At 47.8% G+C, this 24,233-nt stretch carries 26 protein-coding genes; 25 read left to right on the top strand and 1 reads right to left on the bottom strand.

The features are described 5' to 3' along the window. Positions 1-17 precede the first annotated feature (17 nt). The 23 genes from ODZ53_RS25030 to ODZ53_RS25140 all read left to right on the top strand — a co-directional run bounded on the left by ODZ53_RS25030 (position 18) and on the right by ODZ53_RS25140 (position 20,655). Positions 18-464, top strand: coding sequence for a GatB/YqeY domain-containing protein (locus ODZ53_RS25030; RefSeq protein WP_007727628.1), 447 nt, complete (start codon positions 18-20; stop codon positions 462-464). 165 nt (positions 465-629) lie between these two features. Beyond that, the gene (locus ODZ53_RS25035; RefSeq protein ID WP_012685764.1) at positions 630-1,973 is read left to right on the top strand and encodes an NfeD family protein; all 1,344 of its coding nucleotides are present in this window, start codon (positions 630-632) and stop codon (positions 1,971-1,973) included. 7 nt (positions 1,974-1,980) lie between these two features. After that, complete coding sequence (floA, locus tag ODZ53_RS25040; protein WP_199928877.1) at positions 1,981-2,985, top strand: flotillin-like protein FloA; 1,005 nt, start codon at positions 1,981-1,983, stop codon at positions 2,983-2,985. 11 nt (positions 2,986-2,996) lie between these two features. After that, positions 2,997-3,497 (top strand): hypothetical protein, encoded by a 501-nt coding sequence (locus ODZ53_RS25045; RefSeq protein ID WP_372680840.1) that lies wholly within the window; start codon positions 2,997-2,999, stop codon positions 3,495-3,497. A 170-nt stretch (positions 3,498-3,667) separates the two neighbouring features. Then, a complete protein-coding gene (locus ODZ53_RS25050) occupies positions 3,668-3,865 on the top strand; it encodes a sigma-70 family RNA polymerase sigma factor (RefSeq protein WP_199928875.1) in 198 nt (65 codons plus the stop codon). Positions 3,866-4,071: 206 nt separating this feature from the next. Continuing rightward, positions 4,072-4,368 carry a sporulation protein YqfC gene (gene yqfC / locus ODZ53_RS25055; protein ID WP_007727617.1) on the top strand — a complete coding sequence of 99 codons (297 nt, stop codon included), beginning with the start codon at positions 4,072-4,074 and terminating at the stop codon, positions 4,366-4,368. Positions 4,369-4,395: 27 nt separating this feature from the next. Continuing rightward, positions 4,396-5,580 (top strand): sporulation protein YqfD, encoded by a 1,185-nt coding sequence (gene yqfD, locus ODZ53_RS25060; RefSeq protein WP_372680842.1) that lies wholly within the window; start codon positions 4,396-4,398, stop codon positions 5,578-5,580. Positions 5,581-5,636: 56 nt separating this feature from the next. Next, the gene (locus ODZ53_RS25065) at positions 5,637-6,608 is read left to right on the top strand and encodes a PhoH family protein (protein ID WP_012685769.1); all 972 of its coding nucleotides are present in this window, start codon (positions 5,637-5,639) and stop codon (positions 6,606-6,608) included. Positions 6,609-6,611: 3 nt separating this feature from the next. Next, positions 6,612-7,121: an rRNA maturation RNase YbeY gene (ybeY, locus tag ODZ53_RS25070; RefSeq protein ID WP_253901956.1), complete on the top strand. Its 510-nt coding sequence runs from the start codon at positions 6,612-6,614 to the stop codon at positions 7,119-7,121. A gap of 9 nt (positions 7,122-7,130) precedes the next feature. Further along, on the top strand, positions 7,131-7,502 hold the full coding sequence (locus ODZ53_RS25075; protein ID WP_372680845.1) for a diacylglycerol kinase family protein: 372 nt from the start codon (positions 7,131-7,133) through the stop codon (positions 7,500-7,502). 123 nt (positions 7,503-7,625) lie between these two features. Then, positions 7,626-8,024 (top strand): cytidine deaminase, encoded by a 399-nt coding sequence (locus ODZ53_RS25080; protein WP_372680847.1) that lies wholly within the window; start codon positions 7,626-7,628, stop codon positions 8,022-8,024. Then, on the top strand, positions 8,017-8,934 hold the full coding sequence (gene era / locus ODZ53_RS25085) for a GTPase Era (protein WP_016742636.1): 918 nt from the start codon (positions 8,017-8,019) through the stop codon (positions 8,932-8,934). The genes ODZ53_RS25080 and era overlap by 8 nt, the downstream gene beginning before the upstream one ends. Before the next feature lie 104 nt (positions 8,935-9,038). Further along, positions 9,039-9,194, top strand: coding sequence for a YqzL family protein (locus tag ODZ53_RS25090; protein ID WP_012685773.1), 156 nt, complete (start codon positions 9,039-9,041; stop codon positions 9,192-9,194). Further along, positions 9,185-9,958 (top strand): DNA repair protein RecO, encoded by a 774-nt coding sequence (gene recO, locus ODZ53_RS25095; RefSeq protein WP_012685774.1) that lies wholly within the window; start codon positions 9,185-9,187, stop codon positions 9,956-9,958. The genes ODZ53_RS25090 and recO overlap by 10 nt, the downstream gene beginning before the upstream one ends. Before the next feature lie 325 nt (positions 9,959-10,283). Further along, positions 10,284-11,210 carry a glycine--tRNA ligase subunit alpha gene (gene glyQ / locus ODZ53_RS25100; protein WP_012685775.1) on the top strand — a complete coding sequence of 309 codons (927 nt, stop codon included), beginning with the start codon at positions 10,284-10,286 and terminating at the stop codon, positions 11,208-11,210. Continuing rightward, positions 11,203-13,272 (top strand): glycine--tRNA ligase subunit beta, encoded by a 2,070-nt coding sequence (gene glyS, locus ODZ53_RS25105; protein ID WP_372680850.1) that lies wholly within the window; start codon positions 11,203-11,205, stop codon positions 13,270-13,272. Before glyQ ends, glyS begins: the two co-directional genes overlap by 8 nt. 122 nt (positions 13,273-13,394) lie before the next feature. Beyond that, complete coding sequence (gene ccpN / locus ODZ53_RS25110; protein WP_012685777.1) at positions 13,395-14,039, top strand: transcriptional regulator CcpN; 645 nt, start codon at positions 13,395-13,397, stop codon at positions 14,037-14,039. An 11-nt stretch (positions 14,040-14,050) separates the two neighbouring features. Further along, the gene (locus tag ODZ53_RS25115; protein ID WP_372680853.1) at positions 14,051-14,887 is read left to right on the top strand and encodes a pyruvate, water dikinase regulatory protein; all 837 of its coding nucleotides are present in this window, start codon (positions 14,051-14,053) and stop codon (positions 14,885-14,887) included. Positions 14,888-15,089: 202 nt separating this feature from the next. After that, the gene (gene dnaG, locus ODZ53_RS25120) at positions 15,090-16,964 is read left to right on the top strand and encodes a DNA primase (protein WP_064202899.1); all 1,875 of its coding nucleotides are present in this window, start codon (positions 15,090-15,092) and stop codon (positions 16,962-16,964) included. A gap of 34 nt (positions 16,965-16,998) precedes the next feature. Continuing rightward, positions 16,999-18,129: an RNA polymerase sigma factor RpoD gene (rpoD, locus tag ODZ53_RS25125; RefSeq protein WP_012685780.1), complete on the top strand. Its 1,131-nt coding sequence runs from the start codon at positions 16,999-17,001 to the stop codon at positions 18,127-18,129. A 93-nt stretch (positions 18,130-18,222) separates the two neighbouring features. Beyond that, complete coding sequence (locus tag ODZ53_RS25130; protein ID WP_372680856.1) at positions 18,223-19,137, top strand: hypothetical protein; 915 nt, start codon at positions 18,223-18,225, stop codon at positions 19,135-19,137. A gap of 75 nt (positions 19,138-19,212) precedes the next feature. Continuing rightward, entirely contained in the window at positions 19,213-19,377 is a 165-nt protein-coding gene (locus ODZ53_RS25135; protein WP_172801927.1) for a hypothetical protein, read from the top strand. A gap of 138 nt (positions 19,378-19,515) precedes the next feature. Then, complete coding sequence (locus ODZ53_RS25140; RefSeq protein ID WP_064202900.1) at positions 19,516-20,655, top strand: acyl-CoA dehydrogenase; 1,140 nt, start codon at positions 19,516-19,518, stop codon at positions 20,653-20,655. Between the two features lie 78 nt (positions 20,656-20,733). On the opposite strand, the gene ODZ53_RS25145 is transcribed toward ODZ53_RS25140, so the two are convergent. Further along, positions 20,734-22,014: a S8 family peptidase gene (locus ODZ53_RS25145; RefSeq protein ID WP_199928869.1), complete on the bottom strand. Its 1,281-nt coding sequence runs from the start codon at positions 22,012-22,014 to the stop codon at positions 20,734-20,736. A gap of 382 nt (positions 22,015-22,396) precedes the next feature. Between ODZ53_RS25145 and ODZ53_RS25150 the strand changes: the two genes are divergently transcribed. Together ODZ53_RS25150 and ODZ53_RS25155 are read left to right on the top strand one after the other, a co-directional pair. Further along, positions 22,397-23,131 carry a tRNA (adenine(22)-N(1))-methyltransferase gene (locus ODZ53_RS25150; RefSeq protein WP_372680859.1) on the top strand — a complete coding sequence of 245 codons (735 nt, stop codon included), beginning with the start codon at positions 22,397-22,399 and terminating at the stop codon, positions 23,129-23,131. After that, complete coding sequence (locus ODZ53_RS25155; RefSeq protein ID WP_372680861.1) at positions 23,107-24,222, top strand: Nif3-like dinuclear metal center hexameric protein; 1,116 nt, start codon at positions 23,107-23,109, stop codon at positions 24,220-24,222. The genes ODZ53_RS25150 and ODZ53_RS25155 overlap by 25 nt, the downstream gene beginning before the upstream one ends. Positions 24,223-24,233 lie beyond the last annotated feature (11 nt).

Below are 24,233 nucleotides of genomic sequence, written 5' to 3' on the forward strand. Positions count from 1 at the left end.
TTGACGGAGGGCTCATCATGAGTGTAATGGAGCGACTCGATCAAGATATGAAGCAGGCAATGAAGGACAGAGCTGCTCTAAAACTCTCTGTTATTCGCATGGTGAAAGCCGCATTAAAGAACGAAGAGATTAACAAGGGCAGACTTTTGTCTGAAGACGAAGTGCTGACCATCTTGACTCGTGAGTTAAAACAACGCCGTGAATCCCTCCACGAATTTGAGAAGGCAGGCCGCGTGGAACTTGCCTCGAAAACGCGCGAAGAGATCGACGTGCTCTCCGCTTACTTACCCGCTCAGCTTAGCGAAGACGAAATTCGTGATATCGTTCGGGAAGGTATCGCAGCTACCAATGCCTCCTCCAAAAAGGAGATGGGCAAAGTGATGGGTGCGATCATGCCGAAAGTGAAAGGCAGAGCAGACGGAAACCTCGTGCAAAAGATTGTATCTGAGGAACTACCATCGTAGACGCGAGTAACACCTCATATAGATACGAACAGAAAAACTCAACCTATTAAGGTTGGGTTTTTCTTTTTTTCCAAATGTGAAAGAAATATGAAACGATTGCCAACCTCTTTCGTATACCTTATTGCACACAAGTTGAAGCTGATAGAAGGAAAGGAGGTACATGCAATGAGTGCAACAAGGCTAGTAAAAAGCCGCGTGCGATTGCTTTTTTCACTTCTTTGCCTGATTATGGGTATGACGATGCTTTTTGCTCCCGCGTCCACAACAGCCAAGACCTATCAAAAAGCTGTCTGGATTCCAGTAGATAGCACGATCGAGCGAGGGTTGGAGAGCTTTTTACACAGAGCATTTGCTGACGCACAGCAGCAACAGGCAGATCTTGTTATCTTGCATATCAATACGCCAGGTGGAGAAGTGAACGCTGCCGACCAGATTGGGCAGTTGATCCGTCAGGCTCCCATGCATGTGATAGCCTACATTGATAACCAGGCTTTTTCAGCGGGAACTTACATCGCCCTGAATGCAAATGAAATTATTATGACTCCGGGTAGTAGCATGGGGGCAGCCACACCGATTGACTTGGCAGGGAATGCAGCAGATATCAAGTTCATTTCCGGTTGGAGTAATAAAATGAAGGCGGCAGCTGAGCTGAATAATCGCAATCCTGACGTTGCTCGCGCGATGGTGGAAATCGATACAGAATTCCCGGGATTAAAGCCAAAAGGCACGGTGCTTTCTCTCGATGCTCAACAAGCGAAGCGGTTGGGTTATGCGGATGATGTGGTGTCCAATAAGGAAGAATTGCTCAAAAAGCTTGGCATTCAGCCAGATTCCCTTCAGGCCATTGAGCCAACCGGTGGCGAGCTGGTAGCTAGATGGGTGACGAGTCCCATTGTGATGAGTCTTTTGCTCATCATTGGATTGGGAGGAATTGTAGTCGAACTGTTTGCTCCTGGCTTTGGGGTTGCGGGGACGATTTCGCTCTTCGCCTTTAGTCTGTATTTCTTCGGTCATTATGTAGCGGGATTTGCCAACTGGTTGCACATCGGACTGTTTGTCGTCGGAATCTTACTGATGCTTCTGGAAATCTTTCTTCCGGGCGGCATTGTCGGTGCGATTGGCTTCCTGAGCATTGTGACAGGTCTCGTAATGGCAGCCTACGACACGAAGCAAGGGCTCGCATCCCTGGGTGTAGCCGCTTTGGTCACGGTAATTGTAGCATTCATGTTAGTGAAGAAATACGGGGTCAAAGGTCTATTCAACAAGTTTGTCTTGGGTGAGACGCAAAGCAGTGAGGAAGGTTACGTAGCTCCGCGCGATCAGCGTGAGCTGGAAGGAAAATCAGGCATCGCGCTAACGCCATTGCGCCCGGCAGGGGTCGTCAAGGTGGAAGGAAAACGTGTGGATGCCGTATCGGTTGGTGGGTTCATTGAAGCAGGTACCGCCATCACGGTTGTGCAAGTAGAAGGCACGCGTATCGTCGTTGCCGAACTAGAACAAAAGGAGTGAGCTCTTCATGTTTGAAGGCGGTTTGATTCCCCTTATTTTTATGGTGGCAGTAGTCATTGTTGTACTTTCAGTTTTCTTCTCGTTCGTACCAGTCATGCTCTGGATTTCTGCACTGGCTTCCGGTGTGAATATCGGGATTATTACTCTCGTCGCTATGCGCTTGCGTCGCGTCGTACCATCTCGTATCGTGAATCCGTTGATTAAAGCGCGTAAAGCGGGCTTGCAGCTGGATACAAACCAATTGGAGAGCCATTATCTCGCTGGCGGTAACGTAGACCGTGTAGTAGATGCGCTCGTAGCAGCACAACGCGCGGATATTCCACTTGGTTTCGAACGAGCTGCAGCCATTGATCTGGCTGGTCGTGATGTATTGGAAGCGGTACAAATGAGCGTTAACCCGAAAGTGATTGAAACACCTGTGGTTGCAGCTATGGCAAAAGACGGTATCGAGCTGCGCACTCGTGCAAAAGTAACGGTTCGTGCCAACATTGATCGATTGGTCGGTGGTGCTGGTGAAGAAACCATCATCGCCCGTGTTGGTGAGGGGATCGTATCGACAATTGGTTCGTCAAAAGGACATAAGGACGTATTGGAAAATCCGGATCTGATCTCCAAAACGGTATTGAACAAAGGTCTGGATGCCGGAACTGCTTTTGAAATTCTCTCGATTGATATTGCGGACGTGGATGTAGGGAAGAACATCGGGGCACAATTGCAAACCGACCAAGCAGAAGCAGATAAACGTATCGCCCAAGCGAAAGCGGAAGAGCGTCGTGCCATGGCGGTAGCCCAAGAGCAAGAAATGATCGCGCGCGTACAAGAAATGAAGGCAAAAGTAGTAGAAGCAGAGGCACAAGTACCACTCGCTTTGTCCGAAGCATTGAAAAGCGGCAAAATGGGTGTAATGGATTATTACAACATGCAAAACATTGCTGCTGATACACAAATGCGTCAATCTTTTGGGCATGCAGGTGACAAACAAGATCCTGCTTTGCCGGACGAGAAAGAATAAGGGCGATTGCCATGGAAGATCTCATGGATCTCGTCGTAGATTTACTGGATTTAGTCGAGTGGATCATCCCGCTCATTGGCAAGTTCTGGTTTGTCATCCTTGGTTACTTAGGATATAAAGCTCTTGGCAAAACCGGAAAGAAGAAGATGTCTCAAGGCAAGAAAATGCCTCCGCTTACCCCGGTAAGCACGTCGGAAATCCCGATGGAAACGGAAGAGTACGGCAGAGAGACGGTGGGAGCATCCTCTAAATACGAGCCACTTCAGCAAGAATCGATGGAAGGGATTGGGGTCGAGCAGGAATGGGCATTTTCTAGTCCAGCTCGTGCTTCAACGGGTCCGACCATCACAGTGAAGGAATCGGAAACGAAGAAGGTCGCTGATTCGGAACGAGCGAGTACCCTCACAGCGAAACAAGGTAATCCGCGTGATGGGATGAAATGGGCACTCATTTTTGGAGAGCCGCGCTCTAAAGCTCCGTACGCCCAGCAGGTTAGGCAAAGAAAGATTTGATAATAGCAGCAAGTCAAAACAGGTGAACCTCGGTTCGCCTGTTTTTCTTGATACGCAATGTTTTCATGTCGAAATATCTCGAACAACTTGTCTTGTTTCTCGTATCCCGGTTGACTATCCTGAATGTAAAGAAAATTCTTCCGAATAGAAGAAGGAGTAGAGGTCAAGCGATGAATCAACAAATTTTCGAACAAATGGGGCGGTTTCGCCAAAAAGTGATTCGGCTTGCCATCTTCGAAAAGAAATCAGTGTATGAAACAGCGGTCGCGTGCGGTTGTTCCGCTGAGAAAGTAAAACGAGTCATGAAAAAATGGAAGGCGCTTACAAAAGAAAAAGAACGGGTTTCTGTTGCAAACGAAAGCAAATAATAAATGGATTTTGTTACATGTATTTCAAAAAGGGAGTTCTCACCTGCTTGCCAAATTGCGAGCGATGAGGGCTCTTTTTTTGTGACCGTTTTTGATGAATGCCACTTTATACTCGCGCATACGCATAGATAAGAATGGTTTTGCACCTGCAAACAGTTGAGATCGTCATATTCGCCAATATATAGAACGAGAAGGGGGGCTAATCCATGAAGCGTTGGAGCCGCCGTCTGCGCCAGTTGGCCGGAGGGGTGTTGGATCTGCCGCAAGATGTAGTCCTGGAAGTCCCGCGCATTACGATGATAGGTCATTTGCAAATGTATATAGAGAATCATCGAGGAGTCTTGCATTTTAGTGAAAAAGAGCTTCGCCTGTTGTTGACGAACGGTCAAATGATTGTTTCAGGTGAACAGCTTGTCATCCGAGCGATTTTACCTGAGGAGGTTCTGTTAGAAGGCAGAATCGGTGGCGTGAAATTTTTGGAGACGGGACCACAGAGCTCGTAATCTTTGTTGAGGTAGGGGGCGGCACGTATGAGGTATGGAATCAAAGAGTGGGTGGATGGACATGTAACCATTACCGTTCGGGGAAAACGGTTTGAGCGGATGTTGAATATGGCCGTACGGGATGGAATTCGAATCTGGAATATTCGCAGGGTAGGAGAAGAGGTGACGCGCTGCGATATTTTGATTCGGGATTATTTTCGTTTGCGGCCGCTTTTAAAAGAGACAGGCTGTCGCAGTCACGTCGAGGCAAGAGATGGGCTACCTTTCTGGCTGCTGCGTATACGTAGACGATCTGGACTGGCAATTGGGGCTGCTCTTTTTTTCATCGGATTGTACATGCTCTCCTCTTTTGTTTGGAGTGTGGAAGTGAGTGGGACGAAAATGGTTGATCCGCGACGAGTGATTCAAGCCGCTGAACAAGTGGGGATTAAAGAAGGGGCATGGAAGGTCAAACTAAAAGAACCGTTGGTTTTGCAAAAAGAGCTGTTGAGTCTGCTGCCTGAAGCGTCCTGGGTTGGAATTGAGATTCAAGGAACCAAGGTCATGCTTCAAGTGGTTGAAAAAGAGGCTCCCGTAAAGCCGCTTGCAACTGGTCCCCGTCATCTTGTAGCGAAAAAGAGGGCTGTTGTCCATAAAATTCTCCCGGAGGTTGGTCGCAGTCAAGTTGTGAGCAATCAATTGGTAGAAAAAGGCCAAGTGCTTATTTCCGGGATCATCGGCAATGACGACCGGCAACAAGCCGTATCAGCACGAGGCAAGGTACAAGGGGAAGTGTGGTATGTAAGCAACACATCCGTCCCGCTAAAACAAACGATGCACCGTTTGACGGGAGAAAAGCTGCAGCATCAATACTTGCTGGTAGGCCCCTATGCGGTATACGTGTGGCCCTTTGAAAAACAGTCCTTTGCACAAGCCGAAATGGCAGAACAACGGTTTCTGCCCTCGTATGCGGGATATACCTCACCACTTGGCTGGAAGACAGTAACGTACGCGCAAACAGAACCCGTTCAAACAGAAATGAGCGTAGAGGAAGCGACGGAGCTGGCTAAAAAATTCGCCAGGGAGGATATCTTGAAAAAAGCTGGAAAAGATGCGTTCATTCAGGACGAAAAAGTTTTGCACGTCACAACAGAGAATGGTAAAGTTTACGTAAGCATTCATTTTTCCGTCATTGAAGATATTGCCATTGAACAGCCTTTTGTTGGGCAGTGAGGGATGGCAAGCAAATGACGCATTGCTGATTACCGTTGCAAGGAGATGGAAGCCTGTTGCACGTACAAGATGAGGTAAGAATCCCGTTTTCAGACGCATCTGAGGCCTTGCTGTTGTTCGGACCACATGACGCGTACCTAACACTGATCGAGCAAAGAAATTCCGCCAAAATCATGACCCGAGAAGGCGAACTGGTTATTAGCGGGGATAAGCCGGAAGTGGACAAACTGACAGCGTTGATTGAAATTCTGCTACAGTTGATTCGCAGAGGGATTGCCCTGTCCGAGAGAGACATCTCTTATGCGATGTCGTTGATTGAACGGGGAGAAGGTGCCCAACTGCTCGATGTGTATGATGAAGAAGTCGCTCGTACCCAACGTGGCAAAGTAATCAGGGCAAAGACTTTGGGCCAGCGTCATTATTTGTCTGCGATCAAGAAGCATGACATTGTGTTTGGAATTGGACCAGCTGGTACAGGGAAAACGTATTTGGCTGTTGTCACAGCAGTAAATGCGTTGAAAAATGGGCGTGTCAAACGGATCGTTCTTACCAGACCGGCCGTAGAAGCGGGGGAGAGCCTTGGGTTTTTGCCAGGAGATTTGCAGGAAAAAGTAGACCCTTACCTGCGTCCGCTCTATGATGCCTTGTACGACATGCTGGGCAATGAACAAGTCGCCAAAATGATGGAACGAGGACTTATTGAGGTTGCTCCTCTGGCGTACATGCGTGGTCGTACGCTCGAAGATTCCTTCGTTATTTTGGATGAAGCCCAGAACACGACTCCCGAGCAAATGAAAATGTTTTTGACCAGGCTTGGCTTTGGTTCCAAAATGGTCATTACGGGTGATGTGACCCAGGTGGATTTGCCAAAAGGCAAGAAATCCGGATTGCGCGAAGCACAGCGCATCTTAAATCCGATTTCCGATGTTGCCTTTATTCATTTCCAAGAGGGAGACGTCGTTCGTCACAGTCTAGTACAAAAAATCATCGCTGCTTATGCCAAGGAAGAAGTAGAACACGGCTATTAATAAATGGCGTCACAAAAAGGAGATCGTTTACCTGTGTTATCTGTAGAAATCCTTCATGAAGAAATCGAACCGATTGATGAGAATTTGCAAAACCTGCTTGTCCGTTGTCTGGAAGCAGCGGCAAAGCTGGAAGAGGTACAAGGAGAAGTAGTTGTCACGCTGGTGAACAACGAGCGCATCCACGAGCTAAATCGCGACTATCGTGGCGTTGATCGGCCTACGGATGTTCTGTCCTTTGCGATGAACGAGCCAGGTGAAGGGGAAATGGAAATCTTCATTGATGAGGATGAGGCCAGCGAGTTTCCGAATATGCTTGGAGATATCATCATCTCGGTGCCAAAAGCACATGAGCAGGCCGAAGACTATGGTCATTCATTCGAACGCGAACTCGGATTTCTCACGGTTCATGGTTTTCTTCACCTTCTGGGCTATGATCATGGGACGCCAGAAGAAGAGAAGGAAATGTTTTCACGTCAAGAAAAGGTACTGGAAGAAATCGGCTTGACGAGGTAGGAGATTACGTTGAAGGAATGGCGACGATTGACTCGCAGCTTCACCTACGCTCTGCAAGGAATTTCCTTTACCGTACGGACACAGCGAAACATGCAAATCCACGTAGCCGCAGCCATAGTGGTGCTGGCGGCAGCGTGGTGGCTGCAGATACCCCGCAGCGATGTTTTGCTGGTCCTTTTTTCTATCGGTCTGGTCTTCTCCCTTGAGCTGGTAAATACTTCGATCGAAGCAGTCGTTGATTTAGCTTCCCCGGAATGGCACGCCAAGGCGAAGATTGCCAAAGATGTGGGAGCAGGAGCTGTGCTTGTGGCGGCGATCCTGTCTTTTATCATCGGAGTCATCGTATTTGGACAGCCACTGTTGCAAAAAGTATGGGGATAGTTTTTACTAGTGATACCGGACGGGTCATTCCAGTTGACCTTTCAGTCTGGTTTCTTCGTGTCTCTTTGGGCACATTCTGTTGTGAAATGATGTTAAAGAACAATCATATGAGGAATGATGAAAATGGATAAACAAGCATTATTAGCACAAGCAATCGAAGCCAGAAAGCTCGCTTATGTACCGTACTCCAAGTTTCAGGTCGGAGCAGCTCTTTTAGCTGAGAGTGGCAAGGTTTATTTGGGAGGCAATATCGAAAATGCAGCGTACTCACTGTGCAACTGCGCAGAGCGTACAGCTCTTTTTAAAGCGTATTCGGAAGGTGATCGGACTTACAAAGCATTAGCCGTCGCTGCCGATACACCACAAGCTGTGTCACCGTGCGGGGCTTGCCGACAAGTCATCGCTGAGCTGTGCCCACCGGACATGCCTGTATTTTTGACGAATCTCAAAGGCGACATTAGGGAAACGACAGTATCTGCCCTGCTTCCAGGCGCATTCACCAAGGAGGATTTACGTGGATAATCGCAAGACCAAGCAATCGTTTAAATCGGGCTTTGTCTCCATTGTGGGACGCCCAAATGTTGGAAAATCAACACTGTTGAATCATATTGTGGGACATAAAATTGCCATCATGTCGAATAAGCCACAAACGACACGTAACAAAATTACGGCGGTGCATACGACCGAAGAGGGTCAAATTATTTTCTTGGATACACCGGGGATTCACAAGCCTCAATCCAAACTCGGAAACTACATGGTTTCGGTTGCCGAAAATACATTGAACGAAGTAGACCTCGTTTTGTTTGTTGTCGATGCAACAGAAAAACGCGGAGCCGGGGACGACTACATCATCGAGCGGTTGAAGCAGGTCAAAACGCCAGTATTTTTGGTCATCAACAAAATTGACAAAGTACATCCGGAAGCATTGTTGCCAATTATTGACGATTACCGCAAATTGTATGATTTCAAGCAGATTGTTCCGATCTCTGCTCTGGAAGGTAACAATACAGGATCATTGCAGCAGGCTATTTTGGGTGAAATGGAAGAAGGCCCGATGTATTATCCTGCTGACCAGGTGACAGATCATCCGGAACGCTTTGTAGCAGCTGAATTGATTCGGGAAAAAGTTCTGCATTTGACGAGAGAAGAAGTACCTCACTCCATTGCTGTCGTCATTGAAGAAATGAAGCGAGGCGAAAATGGCAAGACACTTTACATTTACGCGGCCATTTATGTAGAGCGGGATTCTCAGCGTGGTATTTTGATCGGGCAAAAAGGTCAGATGCTCAAAGAAATTGGTCAACGCGCGCGCAAGGATATCGAGCGACTGATGGGGGACCAAGTATTTTTGGAGCTCTGGATCAAAGTGAAAAAGGATTGGCGCAACCAAGATCGGATGCTGCGTAACTTCGGTTTCTACGACGAGCAATAATATTCCCAACGCGATGTGTTAATTTTTCCAAGGCATAGAATAACGGGCAAAGGTGATTCTAAGAAGGAAGTGGATAGACCCGATATAGGAAAGGATGATGCTCCTTGCTTCGTGACTTTTCTTGGAGAGTTTTCGCTTCAACCGGTGACATCCATGCTTACCTTCTCTACCGTGATCACCATCAAACGGATGTTTCCAGCGAGGAAACCTCGTTTGATCTCGCCCAGGAAGAATTGGGTGACACACAGGCATGCTTGTAAAATGGGAAGGGATTGTCATTCGCAGTGTGGACTATGGCGAGTCCAGTAAAGTGGTGACAATGTTTACTCGGGAGAACGGCAAATTAGGCGTGATGGCCCGTGGTGCCAAAAAGACCAAAAGCCGTCTTGCCGCCGTCTCCCAGTTGTTTTCGCATAGTTATTATCTATGCAAGGCAGGACCCGGTACGGGAATGCCTGATCTCTCTCAGGGAGATATGCTGGATTCGTTCCGGGATATGCGGCAAAGCCTGACTGCTACGGCTTATGCCGCATACATAGCAGAACTTTTGGATCGACTGACGCAGGAAAGGGAGCCGAATCCCTATTTGTTTCAGCTACTTCTTCATACGTTCCGCCATTTGGATGAAGGACGAGATGCTGAGATTCTGTGTCGGATTTTTGAGACCAAGATGCTCATTGTAGCGGGGATCTCCCCGCAACTCACAGCGTGTGCAAACTGTGGCGAACAGCGCGAGCCCTATGCGATCAGTGTGGGGCAGGGCGGCCTGTTGTGCCCAGTTTGCCTGCCTTCCGATCCGTATGCGATGGCAGTTACACCCTCGACCTGGAAGCTGTTACGGCTGTTCCAGGTATTTGATTTGGAACGACTTGGTGACATTGAGGTAAAACCGGCTACACGCAACCAGCTCAAGCATGTACTGCGGAGCTTCATGGACGAGTATCTGGATCTCAGGCTGAAAAGTCGGTCATTTCTGGAGCAACTGGAGCGTATGGAAAGAATGACGCAATCAGATCAGGACTAATTGACATACGAATTTGTTTTCGTTATGATAAGAACCAAACTTGTATACCGAATGTTGCCGTGAAGGAAAAGAGTAGTCGGCCACTGGCTGTGAGTAGCGAATCGGGGATAGTGGGAGCCCGGTCACCATGCTGATGAAGGGCGTTCTGGAGCAATTTGATTGTAAGGTGGGCGAAGAAGTCATTCGCCAAGTAGGGTGGAACCGCGAGAATCCTCTCGTCCCTACACTGTCGCATCAGGCAGTGTAGAGGCGGGAGGTTTTTTTAGTTTCGACTTAAAGCCAAGTTCTAAGTTCTACGAAGTTTAGAGGAGGATCAAGCATGAAAATGACATTTCAAGACATCATTTTGACGCTGCAAAACTTTTGGGCAAAGCAAAACTGTCTCATTGTCCAGCCGTATGACGTTGAAAAAGGGGCGGGTACGCTAAACCCAATGACCTTCCTTCGTTCCATTGGACCTGAGCCGTGGAATGTAGCATATGTGGAGCCTTCCCGTCGCCCGGCAGACGGACGATATGGGGAAAACCCAAACCGTTTGTATCAGCATCACCAGTTCCAAGTAATCATGAAGCCATCGCCGGACAACATTCAGGAGCTGTACCTGGAGAGCTTGCGCGAGCTCGGGATCGAGCCACTGGAGCATGATATTCGATTTGTTGAGGACAACTGGGAGCACCCTGGTCTTGGCGCTTGGGGCTTAGGTTGGGAAGTTTGGCTGGACGGAATGGAGATCACACAGTTCACGTACTTCCAGCAAGTGGGCGGTCTGGAATGTAAACCAGTGGCAGTCGAGCTGACTTACGGACTGGAGCGTTTGGCTTCCTATATTCAGGAAAAAGAAAATGTGTTCGATCTGGAATGGTGCAACGGGTATACGTACGGAGATGTATTCCTGCAACCAGAATACGAGCATTCCAAATACACATTCGAGCTGTCTGATGTCGACATGCTGTTTTCTCTCTACAATACGTATGAGGCGGAAGCAAAGAGACTGATGGCGGAGCGACTGGTTTACCCGGCTTATGACTATGTACTGAAATGCTCCCACACCTTCAACTTGCTGGATGCACGCGGAGCTATCAGTGTGACGGAGCGTACAGGCTACATCGCTCGTGTACGCAATCTGTCTCGTGAAGTAGCACAAACCTACTATAAAGAGCGTGAACGACTCGGTTTCCCGCTTTTGCAAAAAGGCAACGCAGACGCTGCGGATCAAGTGAATCAGGTGAAGGGAGAGGATACAAATGAGTAAGCGCGATCTACTCGTAGAGGTTGGTTTAGAAGAAATGCCTGCTCGTTTTGTCGCACAGGCAGCGGCACAATTCAAGGAAAAAGTAGAAAAGTGGCTGACTGCTGAGCGCGTGCCGTTTGATCAAATTACGGCATTAGAGACACCTCGTCGCTTTGCCCTGTTAATCAATGGATTGGCAGAAAAGCAGCCTGACCGCAATGATGAAGCGAAAGGCCCTGCACGCAAAATCGCACAAGATGAAGCGGGCAACTGGTCCAAGGCAGCACTCGGATTTGCACGAAGCAACAATGTTGAGCCTGACCAACTGTATTATAAAGAAGTAAACGGGATCGAGTATGTTCATGCTCGCAAATCCGAAGCGGGAAAACCAACTACTGTGCTTTTGCCGCAACTGGCTGAAGTAATCACCGGCATGAGCTTCCCGAAAAATATGCGCTGGGGCGCACGCGATTTGAAATACGTTCGTCCGATTCGTTGGCTGGTTGCTTTGTTCGGCGATGAATTGATCGATCTGGAGATTGCAGGTGTAAAAAGCGGACGTGTTTCGCGTGGACACCGCTTCTTGGGAACAGAGGTTACCTTGAATCACCCAAGCGAATACGTGAGCAAGCTGGCTGAGCAATATGTCATGGTGAAGCCCGACGAGCGCAGAGCAACCATTGTAGAACAAATTCATCGCTTGGAGAAAGAAAATGGCTGGACAATTCCAATGGACGAAGGGCTTCTGGATGAGGTAGTTCATCTTGTAGAATATCCGACTGCTCTTTACGGTACGTTCGAGCAAGAGTTCCTTTCCATTCCACGTGAGGTTTTGGTTACCTCTATGCGTGAACACCAGCGTTATTTCCCTGTTGAAAACGCACAGGGTCAATTGCTGAATCATTTTGTGACAGTACGTAACGGAGACAGCCGCGCTCTGGAAAACGTAGCGAAAGGGAATGAAAAAGTTCTTCGCGCACGTTTGTCTGACGCTCGTTTCTTCTACGTGGAGGACCAAAAACTGTCCATTGAAAGCTGCCTGAAACGCTTGGAGACAATCGTTTACCATGAAGAGCTGGGAACAATCGGTGATAAAGTTCGCCGTGTACGCAAAACAGCTGCGCAAATAGCAAGCAAGCTAGGCGTGAGCGCGGAAGAAACCAAGCAAGTCGACCGCATTGCAGAAATCGCAAAATTCGACCTCGTGACCAACATGGTAGGGGAGTTCCCTGAACTGCAAGGGATCATGGGTGAAGATTACGCGCGCAAAGCGGGTGAGTCCGACGTCGTCGCAAGTGGCGTATTCGAGCATTACCTCCCGCGGTTTGCAGGGGACAAAATGCCTGCTTCGGCTCAAGGTGCGATCGTCAGTCTGGCTGACAAGATGGACACGATCGTAGGCTGCTTCTCGATCGGTATTGTGCCTACTGGCTCACAGGACCCGTATGGTCTGCGCCGTATGGCAGCGGGGATCGTTACAATTTTGGTGGAGCGCGATTGGCAAATTTCTCTTGCCGATCTGTGGGATGCCGCGATGGAAGGCTATGTAGCCCAAGGCGTAAACAAGAGAGCCGCAGAAGACGTGAAAAAAGACCTCGTAGACTTCTTCGCACTCCGTCTGAAAAATGTCTTGCAGGATCATGGCGTTCGTTACGATGTCATCGACGCCGTTCTTGCTGCCGACCTGACATTGGTTCCAGAGGTGCTGGCAAAAGCAAAAGCACTGATGGGGGCGGTACAAACAGAAGAATTCAAGCTGATTGTGGAGCAGTTTAACCGGGTGAACAATCTGGCGCAAAAAGCGGAAGCAGACCAAGTCAGCGAAGCTTTGTTCGCAGAAGATGTGGAGCGGGCCTTGTATCAGGCATTCCAAGCTGTTCAGAAGGATGTAGAGGGTCTGAAGGATCAAGAGAAGGTGCTCGCAACCTTGTCAACCTTGCGCCAGCCGATTAACGCATTCTTTGATAAAGTCATGGTCATGGCCGAAGATCAGGCTGTTCGTGCGAATCGTCTTGGACTTCTCTTGCAGCTTTCTCGTGTGCTTTATCGCTACGCAGATTTTTCCAAAATTGTTTTCGCCTAAACCAAATAACACTGGTGCCTTCGTCTGAAAATCAGGCGGGGGCACCTTTTTTCCGCGTGAAAGAAGGAATATCCCGTCGAATAGAGTAATACTAGGAAGAGGTAAAGACAGAACCGGGGTGATTGGTCATCGAGCTTACCAAACGACAAGAGCACATCTTACAGATAGTGAAGGATGACGGACCGATAACAGGAGAACATATCGCGGAGCGACTGAATTTGACTCGCGCGACGCTGCGCCCTGATTTATCCATCCTCACGATGTCAGGATATCTAGAAGCCAGACCTCGGGTCGGGTATTTTTATGCCGGCAGACCCGCAAGCTCAGTCATAAGTGAACGGCTTCACAAGCTTCTCGTCAATGACTACAAGGCGGTACCGATCGTGGTATCCGAATCCGCCTCGGCTTACGACGCCATTGTTACCCTCTTTTTGGAGGATGTTGGCACGTTATTCGTCGTCAACCAAAAAGGCTATTTGGCTGGCGTGATCTCACGAAAAGACCTCCTACGGGCTTCTTTAGGCAATAAAACGCTGGAGGATGTGCCGGTCAGCATTATCATGTCTAGGATGCCGAATATCATTACATGCGCACCTGATGAGACCTTGTACGCAGCTGCTAAAAAGCTGATCGATTTTCAGATCGATTCTCTGCCTGTCGTAAGGCCTAGCGAGGAAGATCCGAAGCAAATGGAGCTGTTGGGGCGCGTCACCAAGACGACGATCGCGAAAGCATTTGTAGAATTGGGTAGCGAACCGAAAGTGTAGGAGGAGAAGCGATGCAAGGTAATCAGCGAGGACAGCTCATCTATGTAGTCTCAGACTCCATCGGCGAAACGGCCGAACTTGTCGTTCGCGCAGGAGCTAGTCAGTTTGATCGTTTTTTGTTTGATGTACAAAAGTATCCGTATATAGAAGACAAGGAATCGATTGACGAAATCATTGCTTCGGCAAAAGAATCGCGGGCAATGATCGTTTTCACTCTGGTCATTCCGGAGCTGAATGCGTATATTACACAAAAAGCTGCTCTTCACGGAATTCCGGCTCTTGATGTTATGGGGCCTTTGATGAATACATTGCAGGGCATGTTGAAAGAGCCACCAACCGGAAAGCCGGGTTTGGTACGCCGACTGGATGAGGAGTATTTCCGCAAAGTAGACGCCATCGAATTTGCTGTCAAATACGACGATGGTCGCGACCCACGTGGTCTGTTGCGAGCAGACGTGGTTTTGATTGGTGTTTCGCGTACTTCCAAGACGCCTCTTTCCATGTATTTGGCTAACAAACGACTTAAGGTTGCCAATGTTCCGCTTGTCCCGGAGGTAGAGCCACCGGAAGAATTGTTCCAACTGCCAGTCGAACGGTGTATTGGGCTTACCATCAATCCGGAGCAACTGAACGGCATTCGGACAGAGCGTCTGAAGGCACTGGGATTGACAGCACAAGCAAATTACGCCAATCTCGAACGGATTGCCGAAGAACTGGCGTATTCGAAGCGCATTATTGAGCGCCTCGGATGTACCGTTATTGATGTTTCCAACAAGGCAGTAGAAGAAACGGCAAACATCATTTTGGAGATGATTCGAAAAAACAATCTCCGGAATGAAAGGAAATAGGCCGAAAGAAGGATTTTGACGTTTTTTGTAGAATTTCAATTAGCTGAGGTACTTATCATACGTGAGTTCTCAGCGTTTATTGCCCGAAGAAATGTGGAAAAGTAGAAAAGAAGAAAAGAAGTTCGATGCAAAGAAGGAAATTGACGAATTTTGACGAACTAAATATTCTCACGTGCGATTCTCCTTATAAAGGTGGAAAGACATGACTGGTCCCACTTCAGATGAATTTGTAAATCAAGTGCGTGCCGCTGTCGACATCGTAGACGTTGTAGGAGAGTACGTTCAACTGAGAAAAAGCGGTCGTGCCTTTCTCGGTCTATGTCCGTTTCACTCTGAAAAGAGCCCTTCCTTCAACGTAAATGCAGAGCGACAGTTTTTTCATTGCTTTGGCTGTGGAGCAGGTGGGGACATCTTTTCCTTTTTAATGAAACTGGAGCAATTGACTTTTCCAGAGGCACTGCACAAATTGGCGGAGCGTGCCGGGATAGCTGTGCCCCAGCCGCAGCAAGTAGAGGAATCACCTGAAAAACGGATGAAGCATGTGATGCAAGAAGCGCATACGTTCGTTTCACGCCTCTACCACTACGTGCTTACGAAAACCCCGTATGGCGCAGAAGCGATGAAGTATCTCGCAAAGCGCGGAATGTCTGAGGCGACAATCGCCGAATACCAAATCGGGTTTGCCCCGGATTCCTGGGATTTCGTGACGCAGCAGTTGACAAAGCGGGGATTTTCACAGGAATTGATGGTGGAAGCAGGGTTATTGGCTAGAAGCGATGCAGGAAAAATCTTTGATCGCTTTCGAGGTCGTATCATGTTTCCGATTCAGGATTCCCAAGGTAACGCCATCGGATTTGGTGGGCGCTTACTGCAAGGATCGAAGCCCAATTCCAATCAAAAGTCTCAACCCAAGTATCTGAATAGCCCGGAAAGCCTTTTGTTCAACAAAAGTGCTACGCTGTTTAATCTTCATCGTGCACGCCCCATCATTAGAAAGAGAAAAGAGGCGCTGTTGTTTGAAGGATATGTCGATGTCATATCGGCATGGCAGGCGGGTTTTACGCAAGGTATTGCCACTTTGGGAACAGCCTTGACGGAGCAGCAGGCCAGAATTCTTCGTCGCAATACAGAGTCAGTCGTACTCTGTTATGACGGAGATGCTGCAGGACAAGAAGCAACGAGCAAAGCGATTCACGTTTTGCAGCAAGCCGGTTTGATCGTTCGAGTAGCTCCACTTCCACAAGGAGTGGACCCGGATGATTACATCCGCCAGCATGGGGCTGAAGCATTTTCCCAGCAGGTATTGTTACAGGCGATGCCAATTACGGCTTTCCGTCTGAAACATTTACGCAGTCAGTTCGTAATAAAAGATGAGACGGACAAAGCTCGCTTAATCGCGAAGGCGGTCGAGATCATCAATGAACTGGGCAGCCCGGTGGAACGGGACATGTATCAACGGCAATTGGCTGAAGAATACTCCCTTACTCTCGGTGATCTCAAATGGGAGTCCAAACGCGCCTACAATCAGCAAAAAAGTGAGCGCCAAAGGGATAAAGTGACGCCAGCATGGAATAATAGTATAAATAATGGCAAAGTTACGCTCGCGAAAACACTGCCACCCGCTTATCACACGGCTGAGCGCATGCTGCTTTACTACATGATGCGGAACGAAGAAATAGCCGCCCGCGTCCAGCAGGAATGCAGTGCCCACTTTCAGGTGGATGAACACGATGCGCTGGCTGCCTACCTGTACGCCTACTATGCAGAGGGAAACCCGGAAGACCCTGGAAAGTTTATACATTACGTGCAAGACGATTTGTTAAAGCAATTAGCCTCGGGATTGGCCATGATGGAGTGCAACAACGACGTATCTGAATTAGAGATCGGTGACTACATCAAACAAGTGAATAACTACCCGAAGCGTGCCGAGTTGGAACGATTGCGCGATGAGCAGCGGAGCTTACACCTCCAAGCGGCCGCAGCGGACAGCGAGGATGCGCGCAAACAACTTGAACTTCAAGCAGCCGTTACAGGGATGAAGATTCTTGAATTGGAAAATGCTTTAAAAGAAGGGTAGCTTCAGATCATTCCCGGGGAAGGAGGGAAAGTAGATGAACAAGCAAAATATTACTTCCGACATGGAAGCAACGTCCATCGAACAAGTGAAGGAACAGTTGGTCGAATTAGGCAAGAAACGCGGCGCATTGTCGTATAAGGAGATTACTGCTCGTCTGGCAGGCTTTGAGCAGGATTCTGATCAAATGGATGAGTTTTTTGAATATCTAGGTGATCAAGGCATTGAGATTAACAACAATGAGAATGAAGATGACGACGATGAAGTCGATCAAATGATCATCAAAGACGAGGACAACGAAGAATTTGATTTTGACGATCTCTCCGTTCCGCCTGGAATTAAGATCAATGACCCTGTACGGATGTATCTGAAGGAAATTGGTCGAGTTCCTCTGCTCTCCGCAGAAGAGGAGATTAAACTGGCGCAGCGAATTGAACAAGGTGATGAGGAAGCCAAAAGACGTCTGGCTGAGGCGAACTTGCGATTGGTAGTATCGATTGCGAAGCGTTATGTAGGACGCGGCATGCTATTCCTCGACTTGATTCAAGAAGGGAACATGGGTCTGATTAAAGCGGTGGAAAAGTTTGACTATCGCAAAGGCTACAAGTTCAGTACGTATGCGACCTGGTGGATTCGCCAAGCGATTACCCGTGCCATTGCAGACCAGGCTAGAACGATCCGGATTCCGGTTCATATGGTGGAAACGATCAATAAATTAATCCGCGTTTCCCGTCAGCTTCTGCAAGAGCTAGGTCGTGAACCTATGCCAGAAGAAATCGCTGAAAAAATGGATCTCACTCCGGAAAAAGTTCGGGAAATCATGAAGATTGCTCAAGAACCAGTATCCCTGGAGACTCCAATTGGGGAAGAAGACGATTCCCACTTAGGTGATTTCATTGAGGATCAGGATGCATTGGAGCCATCTGATGCAGCTGCCTATGAACTTTTGAAAGAACAGTTGGAAGACGTTTTGGATACATTAACAGACCGCGAAGAAAATGTACTGCGTCTGCGTTTCGGGTTAGATGACGGACGTACACGGACGTTAGAAGAAGTAGGCAAAGTGTTTGGTGTAACCCGTGAACGGATTCGTCAGATCGAAGCAAAAGCTCTTCGCAAATTGCGTCATCCGAGTAGAAGTAAACGCTTAAAAGATTTCTTAGAATAACCGATATAAGAAGTATGTGGCCTACGTTAGCCGACGTAGGCTTTTCTTATTCATGAAGGAATACACTTTTTGTCGTAGTTAGGAGGGGCCGCGTTGGACGACCAGCGCAAGCGCACGATCATCGCCGAAATTGAAAACTGGCGGCGCAACCATTTACTGCCTGAACATTACTGCATCTTCTTGTTAAATCTGTATACAGAAGGGGATCGGCCAAATACACCGGCGTCCGCAGGCGGGAATGAGCGAATGGGAACGGCACCGAGTGTGCTGTCAGGAAAAGTCAATTCAACATCATCTGTCACAAACACATATGCACCTAGAACTGTCTCTCCAGTGACGGGGAAAATGGTAGTGGCATGGCTCCTTGGTGCCTTTGTCATTGCTGGTTTGATCTTACTTGCTTTTCATTTTAACCGTTTTCAAACCCCAATGCAAATTACCATCTTTGCCTGTTTCGCACTCGTTTTCTATATTCTGGGACTCGTTTATCGAAGATCGGCCCCGCCATTGACGCATTTATTCCTGGCTTTGTCCTTTGGGATTTTGATCGCGGGAGGCGTTTATTGTATCCAAAAAATGGATGGTGGCTTGCCGTTTATCCTGTTTCATTTAGGCTTTGTTTGCATGTTGCTGTGCATCAGCGCAATTGTTTTCGGCTACGCTTATTTGCTCTATGCAGGGTTACTGGGTTTGGCCATCTTGTATGGCATTACAACCGTTCATCGAGTAGGGATGGACTATACATGGTGGACATCGGAGTTGTACTGGGTACCGCTTGCGTGCTTGCTCACAGGTATGGGCTTCTTGATGAATAAGGCCAATTCGAAATGGGCGGGAGTATTTGCAGTATGTGGACTTGCCTTTTTCTTTGGTGCAGAGATACAGGCTCTGTATATTCCAGCGGCGAAGCGAGATATGATTCAATTGCTGTTGTTCATTAAGGTGTTCATCGCATCCATTTTGTTCTTCTTCACGCGTGGATATTGGTATGCGTGGTTGAGACTGTAGACTATGCGAGACTTCTCGTTCTCCTCTGCCTGCTTATCTGTTACAATTTCAGAAGAGAGCAAACGGGGTGAATAAATGAACAACAATTGGAAAGTTTTAATCGGTATTTTGCTGGCGGCTTTTTTTCTGGGTGGAGAAACAGTAGCCAAATTTATGGGTGTACATACATATAGCATCGGATTCATAGCAGCATCTGTCTCTTTTTTGGGAGCGATTTTATTAGGAGCACGCCGATCATAGGCGTGTTTTTTTTGAGAAATTCCACATGAATCCAAAATCGTGGTGTATAATGGTAAGAGTATTCTGAACAAACGCTCAGTCAAAATTGTGTATTTCTTGATGGTTCTTTACTAAAGCGTTTTCAAGGGGGCAGCGATTATGAACTTCGATTTGACTTCAGAACAACAAATGTTAAAAAAAATGATACGCGAATTTGCTGATGAGGTAGTGGCACCGGAAGCAGATGAACGCGATCAAACTAAACAATTTCCTGTCGGAATATTCAAGCAGATGAGCGAACTGAACTTGATGGGTCTTCCCTTCTCCGAGAAATACGGGGGTGCAGGGGCCGATTCCACGAGTTTTGCAATCGTTGTGGAAGAGCTAAGTCGTGCTTGTGGCTCTACAGGAATCACGTATTCGGCGCATATCTCGTTAGGTGGCGCTCCACTGGCTTTGTTTGGAACTGAAGAGCAAAAGCTGAACTATTTAAGCAAAATTTGTTCTGGCGAAAGCTTTGGTGCGTTTGGATTGACCGAACCAAATGCAGGATCTGACGCAGGTGGTACGAGGACGAATGCGATCTTAGCAGATGGGGAGTGGACGATTAACGGCTCCAAATGCTTCATTACCAATGCCTCCTATGCTTCGTTTCTCGCCTTGACAGCTGTGACTGACAAAGAGCAAGGCTCACGAGGTATTACTGCTTTTATCGTTCCGACAGATACACCTGGCTTTCAGGTGTTGGCGAACTATGAAAAGCTCGGCTTGCACAGCTCCAATACGACGGAGCTCGTTCTTGAAAATGTCCGCGTGCCAGAGGAAAACGTCCTGGGGAAGCGGGGAGAAGGCTTCAAGCAGTTCCTCATTACACTTGATGGTGGGCGAATCGGGATCGGAGCTATGGCAGTAGGAATTGCACAGGCTGCCTATGACAAGGCGTTGCAATACTCCAAGCAGCGTACGGCTTTTGGCAATTCCTTGAGTCATTTTCAAGCGATCCAGCACAAGCTGGCGGATATGGCGATGCAAATAGAGCTGGCGAGAACGATGGTGTATAAAGCAGCGTGGCTGAAAGATCACGGTCGCAAATTTACGAAAGAAGCAGCAATGGCAAAATTGTATGCTTCGGAGATTGCCATGTCTGCTACACATCAGGCTATTCAGATTCACGGTGGGTATGGTTATATGCGGGAGTATCAGGTAGAACGATTTTTCCGCGATGCCCGACTGCTAGAGATCGGCGAGGGGACTTCAGAGATTTTACGTAATGTCATCGCAAGAGAAATCGGGTGCTAGCCTTCCGTATTTGACAACGAAAGAGCATGACTGCCAGTGTAAACTGACAGCCATGGCTCTTTTTTTGTTTATTACTGTTTATTGATCGCCAGATTGTACAGTTGGGAAACCAAATCCACTCGCGATATCGTCCCCTACAGCAGAGTTTGAGCCACCTTTGATGTCATTTCCTTTCGCGCGTTTTTGCAATTCTACACGAACATCTTGAGAGCTCCAAGATGGATTGGATGCCCAGATTTTCGCAGCCAAACCGGAAATGTGTGGAGTTGCCATGGAAGTTCCGCTGATGGAATTATAACCTCCGTTATTCCATGTAGACTGAATAGCGCGTCCTGGTGCTGATACTTCCACATCGCGTTCTTGAATCACGTAGTCTCCCGCTTGCCCGCTCTTGCCACGAGAAGAGAAGTCAGCCACACGGTAGGTTCCGTTTTGTTGAACATTCTCCAACGCTGCTACGGCTACTGCATTCACTAATGCTCCAGGGTAGCCAATGCTATTCACTGTCGGTCCGGAGTTACCAGCCGCAGCGACGACTAATACACCTTTTTGGTTTGCATACGTGATGGCACTTTCCATAAGGGTACTCTTACCGCTGGAGCCAAGAGACATAGAGATGATCGTTTTCACGCCTAATTGAGCGGATTGGTCAGCAGCGTAACGAATAGCATAGGCAATGTCATCCTCATAGCCGGAGCCAGAGTCATCCAGTACTTTATATGCCCATAGCTTTGAATCTGGTGCTACACCATAAATACCTGCGCCATTGCCGCCGTCAGCGAGAACAGTTCCGGCGACGTGTGTTCCATGACCATGCGCATCATTGCAAGCACCAGTAACAACAGGAGAAGAAGATTGCGTGAAATCGTTGCACTGCTCTGCGTTAGCGGTTAGGTCCGGGTGCTGCGTATACACGCCAGTATCCAGGACTGCAACACGAACATCTGCACCGCCAGTTGTAGCGGAGAGGGATTGGTTTTTATAGATTGCTTTAATTCCCCACGGAACGACTGCCGCAGGAGAGACCTCTAGCGCACTTGCTTGATCTTCTTCTATATACTCAGCGATTTTTAATTTTTGCAATACGGTGATTTTTACATTGGGATCGCTTTTCAGTTGGTCAAGTTGATCACTATTTACATCGAGGGTAAAGCCATCTTCACCAAAATCATGGCGTACTTCCAAAGGTCCAGCAAAATAACCGGTTCTCACATCCGAATCTGACTGAATTAATACCCGTTCAGTATCAAATTCATTGAGCGAATCGTTACTTGCTGCCCCCACACCTGTGAAGACACTCATCACTAGCGCCGAAGAGAGTAATCCCATTGCCCACCACTTGCCGGTTCTTTTTTTCAAACTTTTCTCCTCCTTAAACATATTTAGTTTGTGTAGTTCATGATGTTCATGGCGTTAATATACATATCTGTAAAAATTTTGTAAATATTTATTTATTAAAATAAAGTTCACAATTCAGTGAAAATTAAATCAAATTGCATAAAATACGATAAAACAACGCCGTATTTAAAAATTTTGCTTGTTATTCCGAACATTACATCCACGTAATGGCAACCTGTAAGCCTCTCGACAACTACCCAAGGGTCCCCCTTAATGACCTTGTCCCTGCTAGGTGCAACAGTGAGGATTTTGTCGTTCTTTGCTGATTATCTGTTAGGGAATTTGCATTTCGCAATTGCTGCCAAATAGGGTAGAATAGAGGCAACGGAAGGTGAATATACAGATGACATCAGTATCAATATCCAAGCGGCTACAAACGATTGCCCGCTATTGTCCAGAAGGAGCCCGCGTCGCCGACATCGGGTCGGATCATGCGTTGTTGGCTTCTTATTTGCTTGTAAAAGGAATTGCTTCTTTCGTGATCGCAGGCGAATTGAATGAAGGGCCTTTTCAAGCGGCAAAAAAACAAATACATACATTGCAGGTAAAAGATCGCGCTTCGGTACGTAAAGGAAACGGGCTCGCGGTATTACAACCTGGGGAAGCAGATGTGATCTGCATTGCTGGGATGGGCGGACAATTGATCGTTTCCATTTTGGAAGCAGGAAAAGACAAACTGGAAGGTGTGCAACGCCTAATTCTGCAACCAAACGTAGGGGAAGAAGCGGTTCGCCTGTGGATGATAGAGAATGGTTGGCAGTTAATCGCGGAATCCATATTGCAAGAAGACGGCGTGATTTATGAGATTCTCGTCGCAGAACGGGGCAATCCTACCTTGCCTTATGAGGGCAAAGATCGTACGCAGCAAGAGCTTCTGCGCATGGGCCCATTTCTTTGGGTGGAAAAATCAGAGGTATTACAAGAGAAGTGGCTACATGAGCATGAAAAATGGCAAAAGATCATCGTTCAATTAAAGCGTTCGGACAAGCCGGAAGCAGCAGAACGAATCAAAGAAATCGAAGCAGAAGTAAAATGGATCGATGAGGTGATCGCATGCTTGCGCACGGACAAACAGTAATCCAATATGTAGAGCGTCTTGCACCTAAATCGTTGGCGATGGAAGGCGACAAGATTGGCCTTCATGTAGGCAGCTTGCAAAAAAAGGTAAAAAAAGTGATGATCGCACTAGACGTACTAGAATCTGTGGTGGAGGAAGCAATCGCAGAGGGTGTAGACCTGATTGTGGCTCACCATGCCGTTATATATCGACCACTGAAACACCTTAGGACAGATCTCGCCGCAGGACGTGTCTTCGAAAAGCTGATCAAGCATGACATTGCGGTATATACAGCCCATACCAATTTGGATGTTGCGTATGGGGGGATGAACGATTGGCTCGCAGAAGCGGTTGGACTCACTAATGTAGATGTACTGGATGTTCTTTCAAGAGAGGCTTGGAAGAAGCTCGTCGTATTCGTGCCCGCTACTCATAAGGAAGTAGTGTTTTCCGCACTTGCTGAAGCGGGGGCAGGGCATGTAGGCAACTATAGCCATTGTTCTTTTCAGACAGAAGGCACCGGAACCTTTTTACCAGGGGAAGGAACGAATCCCTATATCGGTTCGACAGGTCAATTGGAAAGAGCAGAGGAAGTTCGGATCGAGATGATTGTTCCTTCGTCCAGGCAATCGGCTGTAGTCAAAGCAATGCTTGCTGCCCATCCCTACGAAGAAGTCGCCTATGACATCATTCCTTTGGAGCAGTCCGGAACTGTATACGGAATTGGGCGAATCGGTACTCTGCCTGCACCACTGACGCTCCGAGAGTTTGCTTTGCTCGTCAAAGAACGATTTTCCCTCCACGGTCTACGCGTAGTTGGTGACCTGGATGCGACAGTCAAAAAAGTAGCGGTAGTAGGTGGAGACGGAAGCTCCTTTGTTTCTAAAGCCATTTTTAAAGGCGCGGATGTTTATTTAACAGGAGACATTGGTTATCACACCGCACACGATGCGCAAGCAGAAGGCTTGTCGATCGTAGATGCTGGTCACAATATCGAAAAAATCATGAAGGAAAAGCTGGCGACTATCTTGCTTGAACAATTGCAAGCAAATGGTTACGAAACAGAGGTTATTCATTCGCGTGTGCACACAGATCCGTTCCAGTTTGTTTAAGACGTAGCAGG

The sequence above is a fragment of the Brevibacillus sp. BD137 genome (assembly GCF_041644655.1).
GTDB classification, from domain to species: domain Bacteria; phylum Bacillota; class Bacilli; order Brevibacillales; family Brevibacillaceae; genus Brevibacillus; species Brevibacillus brevis_D.

Excerpts from the sequence above, each read along its gene's own strand:
- ODZ53_RS25030 (WP_007727628.1), top strand. The coding sequence starts at position 18 with ATGAGTGTAATGGAGCGACTCGATCAAGATATGAAGCAGGCAATGAAG.
- ODZ53_RS25035 (WP_012685764.1), top strand. The coding sequence starts at position 630 with ATGAGTGCAACAAGGCTAGTAAAAAGCCGCGTGCGATTGCTTTTTTCA.
- floA (WP_199928877.1), top strand. The coding sequence starts at position 1,981 with ATGTTTGAAGGCGGTTTGATTCCCCTTATTTTTATGGTGGCAGTAGTC.
- ODZ53_RS25045 (WP_372680840.1), top strand. The coding sequence starts at position 2,997 with ATGGAAGATCTCATGGATCTCGTCGTAGATTTACTGGATTTAGTCGAG.
- ODZ53_RS25050 (WP_199928875.1), top strand. The coding sequence starts at position 3,668 with ATGAATCAACAAATTTTCGAACAAATGGGGCGGTTTCGCCAAAAAGTG.
- yqfC (WP_007727617.1), top strand. The coding sequence starts at position 4,072 with ATGAAGCGTTGGAGCCGCCGTCTGCGCCAGTTGGCCGGAGGGGTGTTG.
- yqfD (WP_372680842.1), top strand. The coding sequence starts at position 4,396 with ATGAGGTATGGAATCAAAGAGTGGGTGGATGGACATGTAACCATTACC.
- ybeY (WP_253901956.1), top strand. The coding sequence starts at position 6,612 with ATGGCGTCACAAAAAGGAGATCGTTTACCTGTGTTATCTGTAGAAATC.
- ODZ53_RS25080 (WP_372680847.1), top strand. The coding sequence starts at position 7,626 with ATGGATAAACAAGCATTATTAGCACAAGCAATCGAAGCCAGAAAGCTC.
- recO (WP_012685774.1), top strand. The coding sequence starts at position 9,185 with ATGCTTGTAAAATGGGAAGGGATTGTCATTCGCAGTGTGGACTATGGC.
- glyQ (WP_012685775.1), top strand. The coding sequence starts at position 10,284 with ATGACATTTCAAGACATCATTTTGACGCTGCAAAACTTTTGGGCAAAG.
- glyS (WP_372680850.1), top strand. The coding sequence starts at position 11,203 with ATGAGTAAGCGCGATCTACTCGTAGAGGTTGGTTTAGAAGAAATGCCT.
- ODZ53_RS25115 (WP_372680853.1), top strand. The coding sequence starts at position 14,051 with ATGCAAGGTAATCAGCGAGGACAGCTCATCTATGTAGTCTCAGACTCC.
- dnaG (WP_064202899.1), top strand. The coding sequence starts at position 15,090 with ATGACTGGTCCCACTTCAGATGAATTTGTAAATCAAGTGCGTGCCGCT.
- rpoD (WP_012685780.1), top strand. The coding sequence starts at position 16,999 with ATGAACAAGCAAAATATTACTTCCGACATGGAAGCAACGTCCATCGAA.
- ODZ53_RS25135 (WP_172801927.1), top strand. The coding sequence starts at position 19,213 with ATGAACAACAATTGGAAAGTTTTAATCGGTATTTTGCTGGCGGCTTTT.
- ODZ53_RS25140 (WP_064202900.1), top strand. The coding sequence starts at position 19,516 with ATGAACTTCGATTTGACTTCAGAACAACAAATGTTAAAAAAAATGATA.
- ODZ53_RS25150 (WP_372680859.1), top strand. The coding sequence starts at position 22,397 with ATGACATCAGTATCAATATCCAAGCGGCTACAAACGATTGCCCGCTAT.
- ODZ53_RS25155 (WP_372680861.1), top strand. The coding sequence starts at position 23,107 with ATGCTTGCGCACGGACAAACAGTAATCCAATATGTAGAGCGTCTTGCA.